A 7085-nucleotide genomic window follows, 5' to 3' on the forward strand; every position below is an offset into this window, starting at 1 on the left:
CCATCAGGGTCCTCACACGTCCTCTGGCTAGGGTCGCGGCATGACCGCCATGAACAGACGTCGCGCCCTGACCGGCACCGCCGCCATCGCCGTCGGCGTCCCCGTCCTCGCCGCCTGCGGCTCCGACGAGCCGACGGCCACCGATCCGTCCTCCTCGCCTTCCCCGTCACCGAGCGACGCGTCGCCCTCGTCGCCGAGCACCGACGGGACCGAGACCCCGAGCGCCGCGGCGGCGCTGGCCACCACGTCCTCTGTGCCCGTGGGCGGTTGCTTCGTCAACGCCGACGCCAAGGTCGTGGTGACCCAGCCGACCGAGGGCGACTTCAAGGCGTTCTCCGCGGTGTGCACCCACCAGGGCTGCCTCGTCGAGTCCAGCAGCGACGGCGAGATCCCGTGCCCGTGCCACCTCAGCCACTTCTCCCTGGAGGACGGCTCGCCGATCTCGGGGCCGGCGTCGTCGCCCCTCGCCCCGGTCGAGATCACCGTCGACGGCGACTCGATCACCCAGGCCTGAGCCCACCCCGGGGTGACCCACGACCGGGCTGCCCCCACCCCGACCGAGGGTGTCGGGGGCCGCCCGTAGGGTTGGCGGGTGGCCATGCCGAGCTCCTATCGACCCGCGCCCGGGTCGATCCCGACCAAGCCGGGGGTCTACCGCTTCCGCGACGCCAAGGGCCGCGTCATCTACGTCGGCAAGGCCAAGAGCCTGCGCCCGCGCCTGTCGTCGTACTTCCAGGACATCGGCAACCTCCACCCGCGCACGGCGACCATGGTCACCACCGGCGCGAGCGTGGAGTGGACCGTCGTCGACACCGAGGTCGAGGCCCTGCAGCTGGAGTACAGCTGGATCAAGGAGTTCGACCCGCGCTTCAACGTCAAGTACCGCGACGACAAGTCCTACCCCTGGCTGGCGGTGACCGTCGGCGAGGAGTTCCCGCGCGTGATGGTCGGGCGCGGCGCCAAGCGCAAGGGCACCCGCTACTTCGGCCCCTACAGCCACGCCTGGGCGATCCGCGAGACCGTCGACCTGCTGCTGCGCGTCTTCCCGATGCGGTCGTGCAGCAACGGCGTCTTCAAGCGCTCCTCCCAGATCGGCCGCCCCTGCCTGCTGGGCTACATCGACAAGTGCGCGGCCCCGTGCGTCGGCAACGTGACGCCCGAGGAGCACCGCGAGATCGTTGACGACTTCTGCGACTTCATGGCCGGCAACACGACCGCCTTCACCAAGCGCATCGAGCGGGAGATGTACGCCGCCTCCGAGGCGCTCGACTTCGAGAAGGCCGCCCGGCTCCGTGACGACCTCGGCGCGCTCACCAAGGCGCTGGAGAAGCAGGCCGTGGTGCTGCGCGACGGCACCGACGCCGACGTGGTCGCGCTCGTCGAGGACCCGCTCGAGGTCGCCGTGCAGATCTTCTACGTGCGCGGCGGTCGCATCCGCGGCCAGCGCGGCTGGGTCGCCGACCGCACCGACGAGGGCGGCACGCCCGAGCTGGTGCAGGACTTCCTCCTCCAGCTCTACGGCGGCGAGGACGACTCGATCCCGCGCGAGGTGCTGGTGCCGGCCCTGCCGCCCGACACCGACGTGCTGGAGCAGCTGCTCACCGAGCGGCGGGGGAGCAAGGTCGCGATCCGCGTCCCCCAGCGGGGCGACAAGCGCGACCTGCAGCAGACGGTGGCCAACAACGCCGCCCAGGCCCTCGCCCTCCACAAGACGAAGCGGGCCAGCGACCTCACCACCCGCAACCGCGCCCTCGAGGAGATCCAGCAGTCGCTGGGGCTCGACGAGGTGCCGCTGCGGATCGAGTGCTACGACGTGTCGAACCTCCAGGGCACCGAGGTCGTCGCCTCGATGGTCGTCTTCGAGGACGGCCTCTCCCGCAAGTCCGAGTACCGGCGGTTCGTGATCCGGGGCGTCGACGGCCAGAACGACGTCGCGTCCATGCACGAGGTGATCACCCGGCGGTTCAAGCGCCTGCTCGACGAGCAGGCCCGCAGTGAGACCGTGTCGACCGACTCCGGTCCGATGCTCGTCGATCCAGAAACGGGCCGCCCCCGCAAGTTCGCCTACGCCCCCTCGCTGGTCGTCGTCGACGGCGGACCGCCCCAGGTGGCGGCGGCCCAGCAGGCGCTCGCCGAGCTCGGCATCAACGACATTCCCGTGTGCGGGCTGGCCAAGCGGCTCGAGGAGGTGTGGCTGCCGGGGGAGGAGGACCCGGTGATCATGGCCCGCACCAGCGAGGGCCTCTACCTCCTGCAGCGGATCCGCGACGAGGCCCACCGCTTCGCCATCACCCACCACCGCAACCGGCGCTCCAAGTCGATGGTGGAGAGCACCCTCGACGACGTCCCGGGCCTCGGCGAGGTGCGCCGCAAGACCCTGCTCAAGCACTTCGGGTCGCTCAAGAAGCTGCGCGAGGCCGACGTCGACCAGATCGCCCTCGTGCCCGGCATCGGGCCACGCACGGCCACGGCCATCAAGGACGCCGTCGCCAACGCCGACGCGACCCGCAAGACTGCTCCCAAGGAGCCGACGATCAACACCGCCACCGGCGAGATCCTGGAGGACTGACGAGTGGAACCCACGCCCGGCGAGCTCGTGATCGTCACCGGCATGACCGGCGCCGGTCGCAGCACGGCAGCCAAGGAGCTCGAGGACCTCGGCTACTTCGTCGTCGACAACCTCCCGCCGACGCTGGTGCGCGACGTCGTGCGCCTCGTCGACGACAGCCGCGGCATCCACCAGCCGATCGCGGTGGTGGTCGACGTCCGGTCGGGCTCGTTCTTCGACTCCCTGCAGGCCAACCGCCACCAGCAGGTGACCGGTCGCCCCACGACGCTGCTCTTCCTCGAGGCGACCGAGGAGGTGCTGGTGCGCCGCCAGGAGGCTGCCCGCCGGCCGCACCCCCTCCAGGGTGGCGGACGCCTGCTCCACGGTCTGCAGCGCGAGCGCGGCGTGATGGCCGACCTCCGCGGCGACGCCGACGTGCTGCTCGACACCTCCAACTTCAACGTCCACCAGCTCCAGGACCGGATCACCGAGCTGTTCGGCACGGCCGCGACGACGCGCCTCAAGGTCACCGTCATCAGCTTCGGCTTCAAGTACGGCATCCCCGTCGACGCCGACTGGGTGGCCGACATGCGCTTCCTGCCCAACCCGCACTGGGTCCCCGAGCTGCGCCCGCAGAACGGTCGCGACCCCGAGGTGTCGGACTACGTGCTCTCCCAGCCCGGCGCGGGCCGGTTCCTGGAGCAGTACCTCCCCGTCCTCAAGACCGTCGCCGAGGGCTACCTGGCCGAGGGCAAGCGGTTCATGCAGGTCGCCATCGGCTGCACGGGCGGCAAGCACCGCAGCGTCGCGATGACCGAGGCGATCGCCGGGCTCCTCCGCGAGTCCGGCTACGACGTCAGCACCTCCCACCGCGACCTCGGCAGGGAGTGACGTGGCCCGCGACACCGCCCAGGCTGCGGTGGCCCTCGGCGGCGGACACGGGCTGTTCGCCACCCTGTCGGCGCTGCGCCGACTCCACGACGACCTCACGATCGACGACCTGACCGCCGTCGTGACCGTCGCCGACAACGGCGGCTCGTCCGGCCGGCTGCGCGGCGAGTTCGGCGTCCTGCCGCCGGGCGACCTGCGGATGGCGCTCGCGGCGCTCTGCGGCGACGACGAGTGGGGCCGCACCTGGGCCGACGTCCTGCAGCACCGGTTCGCCGGCCAGGGCGAGATGAACGGCCACGTCGTCGGCAACCTGCTGATCGTCGGGCTCTGGGAGCTGATGGGTGAGCCGGTGCGGGCGCTCGACTGGGTCGGGCGGCTCCTCGGCGCCCACGGTCGCGTGCTCCCGATGGCGACGACGCCGATGGACATCACGGCGCGGGTCCGGGGCGCCGAGGAGGCCGACCCCGAGGCCGTCACCGTCGTACGCGGCCAGGTGGAGGTGGCCACCACGGGAGGCCGCATCGAGTCCGTCGCCCTCGTCCCGGAGGACCCGCAGGCCTGTGCGGAGGCCGTCGACGCGATCCTCGCCGCCGAGTGGGTCGTGCTCGGTCCGGGGTCGTGGTTCAGCTCGGTGATCCCGCACCTGATGGTGCCCGGGCTCCGTCGTGCCCTGGCCGAGACCGCCGGGCGGCTCGTCGTGGTGCTCAACCTGGAGGCGCAGGCGGGGGAGACGACCGGCTTCGGTCCCGCCGACCACCTCGCCGCCCTGTTCGAGCACGCGCCCGACCTGACGGTCCACGCGGTGCTCGTCGACGCGTCCGCGATCGCGGACGACCAGACCCGGCTGGAGAAGGACGTGGCCGACCGCGGAGCCCGTCTGGTGGTCGCCGATATCGCCGTACCGGGGGAGCCGCGCCACGACCCCGACCGGCTTGCCGAGGCGTTCCGGAAGGTCGTCGACGAGGCCTGAATCACGCCTGCGCGACTGGCTCGACCGTTCCCGCCAAGGGTCGTTGACCTACGTGGCAGGATTCGCCCCATGGCTATGACGGCGCAGGTGAAGGCAGAGCTCGCCTCCACCCAGATCACCAAGACCTGCTGCCGCAAGGCCGAGGTCGCCTCGATGCTCCGCTTCGCAGGCGGACTGCACATCGTGAGCGGCCGCATCGTCGTGGAGGCCGAGCTCGACACCGGCGCCGCGGCGCGCCGCCTCCGCAAGGACATCTCGGAGGTCTACGGCCACCCGTCCGACGTGGTGATGGTGCAGGGCAACGGCATCCGCAAGGGCAGCCGCTACATCGTGCGCGTCACCAAGGACGGCGAGGCGCTGGCCCGCCAGACCGGCCTGCTCGACAACCGCGGTCGACCCGTGCGTGGCCTCCCGCCGGCCGTCGTGAGCGGGGGCGGCTGCGACGCCGTCGCCGCGTGGCGCGGTGCCTTCCTCGCGCACGGCTCGCTCACCGAGCCCGGCCGCTCGTCCTCGCTCGAGATCACCTGCCCCGGCCCGGAGGCCGCGCTCGCCATCGTCGGCGTCGCCCGCCGCCTCGGCATCTCCGCCAAGGCGCGCGAGGTGCGCGGCGTGGACCGCGTGGTGATCCGCGACGGCGACGCGATCGGCGCGCTGCTGACCCGGCTCGGCGCCCACGAGTCGCTGATGGCCTGGGAGGAGCGCCGGATGCGGCGCGAGGTCCGCGCCACCGCCAACCGCCTCGCCAACTTCGACGACGCCAACCTGCGCCGCTCGGCCCGTGCCGCCGTGGCCGCCGGTGCGCGCGTGGAGCGCGCCCTGGAGATCCTCGGCGAGGAGATCCCCGACCACCTTCGCCAGGCCGGCCACCTGCGCCTCGAGCACAAGCAGGCCTCCCTCGAGGAGCTCGGCCAGCTGCACGAGCCCGTGCTCACCAAGGACGCGATCGCGGGCCGCATACGGCGCCTGCTGGCGATGGCCGACAAGCGCGCCGAGGACCTGGGCATCCCCGACACGGAGTCGTCGCTGACCCCGGAGATGCTGGCCGACGAGGGCTGACGGCCCCGGAGGACCCCCCGAGAAGCTAGCGGGCCTTCTCCCGCAGGGACGCCCCGCGGGCCTGTCGTACGGTCGCCCAGGCGCTCAGCAGCGCGACCGTCCCGAGCAGGACGGCCACGACCAGTGCGGTGCCGCTCAGCAGCACCGGATCGATCCGCGCGACCACCCGTGGCCACGAGGCCTCCTCGACCTGCCCCAGGGTGATCCGACCCAGCACGATGAGCTGCGCGGCCGCGCCGGCCAGCAGGCCCGCGACGGCAGCGGCGCCGAGCACCACGACCTGCTCCACGGCCACCGACGACAGCACCGAGCGACGTCGTACGCCCACGACGCTCAGCGCGGCGGCGTCCATCCGGCGCCCCGGCAGCTGGATCGCCGTGGTGACCACGAGGCCGGCCACCGCCATCAGCAGCACGAGGACCGACGCGACGAGGTAGAGGCGCAGGGCCAGGGCGTACGCCGTCCCGTCGAGGCGCGCGCGCTCCTGGGCGAAGACGCGCTCCACGGTGAGACCCTGCCCCGCCAGCGCGGTCGTGACCTGGTCGGGGGTGTCGGCCGCTGCCAGGACGCGGACCTCGAACTCCTCCTCGTAGACCGTGCGGTTGGTCGTCAGGACGGAGTAGTCGATCAGCACGCCCTCGGGGCCGAGGAAGGGCACGCTCTCCGCGACCAGCACGGCCTCGGAGGGCGGGGGACCGCCGACGGTCGAGGTCGCGGCGCCCGCGGCGACACGGCCGAGGCGGTCCACGGCCTCCCGGCCCGCCACGACGGGACGCAGGCCCCCCATGCCGGACGTCAGGGCGGCCTTGCCGGTCCCGTCGGCGGTGACCACGAGTCCGCTGCCGTCGACCCTCACGTCCTGCGCTGCCTGGGTGACGCCCTCGTCGACGAGGTGCCAGTCGCCGCGGGTGAGGACGTCGGAGGCATCGGTGCCGTCGGCCGCGAGCGGACCGACGACGTAGTCCCCGGCGAGCTCGGTGGGCAGGCCGGCCGGTCCGGCGAGGGCGAAGCCCTCGACCGTGCAGCCGCGCTCGCACGGGACGCGTTCGGTGGCGGTGGACGTGCCGGGCCCGAACGGTCCGACGTACGCGTTGAACGTGTCGCCGCCCGAGGTGCGCATCCGCATCTCGACGGTGACCTCCCCGGCGGCGCGGGGCACGGTCAGGTCCAGCCGGAGGCGTGCGCCGGACAGCGGGGGTGTGGGCGGCCGGGTGATGAGGTCGACGACGTCGTCCACGCTGTGCCCCGGCGTCCACGAGGGGTCCCACAACGAGGCGGTCGGCAGCCGCGGCACGTCGGCGACCACGTAGACGCCGTCCTGGGCGTTCCACGTGCCCGTGGCCATCAGCCATCGGCCGTCGGGGTCGAGGCGGTGGGTCAGGGCGACGGCCTCGCTCATCGGCAGCTCGCTCGACCAGACCGTGCTGGCCGGGGCCTGGGTGGCGGCCACGCTGGCCCGCCAGGCGCCGGCCGCGTCGAAGGTGCCGGCGCCGAAGGTGACGACAGCGATCGCGATGGTCAGGGGGAGCACGACGAGGGTGCCGACCGAGCGCCGCGCGACGGCCCGCACGGCGAGGAAGCCCGCGACACCGCGCGCCGGTCGGCGGGCCAGCGCACGTG

The 7085-nt window shown here is 73.0% G+C and carries 6 protein-coding genes; 5 read left to right on the plus strand and 1 reads right to left on the minus strand.

Translation table 11 applies throughout. From position 1 onward, the window contains the following. The first annotated feature begins 40 nt into the window (after positions 1–40). From ACXJKB_RS07195 to whiA, 5 genes are all read left to right on the plus strand, one after another. On the plus strand, positions 41–514 hold the full coding sequence (locus ACXJKB_RS07195; RefSeq protein WP_300044830.1) for a Rieske (2Fe-2S) protein: 474 nt from the start codon (positions 41–43) through the stop codon (positions 512–514). Between the two features lie 78 nt (positions 515–592). Further along, positions 593–2569, plus strand: coding sequence for an excinuclease ABC subunit UvrC (gene uvrC, locus ACXJKB_RS07200; RefSeq protein WP_457186829.1), 1977 nt, complete (start codon positions 593–595; stop codon positions 2567–2569). A 3-nt stretch (positions 2570–2572) separates the two neighbouring features. After that, a complete protein-coding gene (rapZ, locus tag ACXJKB_RS07205) occupies positions 2573–3439 on the plus strand; it encodes an RNase adapter RapZ (RefSeq protein WP_457186831.1) in 867 nt (288 codons plus the stop codon). A 1-nt stretch (position 3440) separates the two neighbouring features. Then, entirely contained in the window at positions 3441–4409 is a 969-nt protein-coding gene (locus tag ACXJKB_RS07210) for a gluconeogenesis factor YvcK family protein (protein ID WP_457186833.1), read from the plus strand. A gap of 69 nt (positions 4410–4478) precedes the next feature. After that, the gene (whiA, locus tag ACXJKB_RS07215) at positions 4479–5465 is read left to right on the plus strand and encodes a DNA-binding protein WhiA (protein ID WP_300044823.1); all 987 of its coding nucleotides are present in this window, start codon (positions 4479–4481) and stop codon (positions 5463–5465) included. A 25-nt stretch (positions 5466–5490) separates the two neighbouring features. On the opposite strand, the gene ACXJKB_RS07220 is transcribed toward whiA, so the two are convergent. After that, the coding region (locus ACXJKB_RS07220) for an FtsX-like permease family protein (protein ID WP_457186835.1) at positions 5491–7085 on the minus strand (1595 nt) is incomplete at its 5' end.

This window comes from Nocardioides sp. P5_E3 (assembly GCF_054049275.1).